This window comes from Mycobacterium sp. E1715 (assembly GCF_001667625.1).
Classification (GTDB): Bacteria; Actinomycetota; Actinomycetes; order Mycobacteriales; family Mycobacteriaceae; genus Mycobacterium.
The window spans coordinates 1-966 of record NZ_LZJJ01000550.1 but is presented as its reverse complement, the minus strand read 5'-3'; the positions used below and the strand labels follow the sequence as shown (position 1 = coordinate 966).

At 72.2% G+C, this 966-nt stretch carries 1 protein-coding gene and 1 pseudogene; both read right to left on the bottom strand.

The genetic code is table 11. The annotated features are described in order from the left end of the window. Positions 1–144: pseudogene (locus A9X03_RS29555) on the bottom strand (lipoyl synthase); the annotation flags it as partial. Continuing rightward, a complete protein-coding gene (gene lipB, locus A9X03_RS26730; RefSeq protein ID WP_067758007.1) occupies positions 141–839 on the bottom strand; it encodes a lipoyl(octanoyl) transferase LipB in 699 nt (232 codons plus the stop codon). The pseudogene A9X03_RS29555 and the gene lipB, both read right to left, overlap by 4 nt. Positions 840–966: the final 127 nt, after the last annotated feature.

The window sequence follows — 966 nt, the reverse complement described above, 5'->3', positions numbered from 1 at the left end:
GCGCTGCACCAGGCTTTTCAGCTGGGTGTATTCGGGCCCCATCCGGGCCCGCACCTTGATCCACGGCGGCTTGCGCTCGATCGGGGTTTGCGCATTGCGGACCTCCAGGCGCAAGAGCTTGCGGCCTTCGGGTGCGACAGTCACATCGCTGATGCTACGCGCGTGCCGGGGTGTTCCCGGACCGGCAGGACCCCGTCGAGGGCGTCGCAGACGGCGTTTGCGACGGCCGCGCGGACGTCGCCGACAGCCACCGGGCGCCGCAACTCGGCCGACAGCGAGGTCACGTCGGCGTCGGTGATGCCGCACGGCACGATCGTGCCGAACGCGTCGAGGTCGCAGTCACAGTTGAGCGCGAAACCGTGCAGGGTGGTCGCCCGCGAGACCCGCACACCGATGGCGCCGACCTTGCGGTCGGGCCGCCCGGCACCGCCCGGCACCCACACCCCGGACCGGCCGTGCACCCGGCACGTCTCCAAGCCCAGGTCGCCGCACACCTTGATCAGCGCCTCCTCGAGGCGCCGCACGTAATTCACCACGTCGAGCGGCTCGCTCAGGCCGATGATCGGATAGCCGACCAGCTGCCCCGGGCCGTGCCAGGTGATCTTGCCGCCCCGGTCGGTGTCGACTACGGGCGTGCCGTTCACCGGTCGTTCGTGCGGCTCGGTGCGCCGTCCCGCGGTGTAGACCGGCGGGTGCTCGAGCAGCAGCAGCGTGTCGCCGCCGCCGGCGACCCGGGCGTCGGCCAGCTCGCGCTGCAACTGCCAGGCCGTGCGGTATTCGACGGTTCCGAGCTGGCGGACGTCGATCGCGGCCCGGCTGGACCGGATGGAATCGATCACGTTCGCGACGCTACTCGCCGGGCAGGCAGGCCGCGACGCCGCGTCAGCCACGATCGCCGCTAGCCCGATGGCGGCGACCCGCTTCGCCCGGCTGCGCCGCGCTTGCGATCGCCGCTAGCCCGATGGC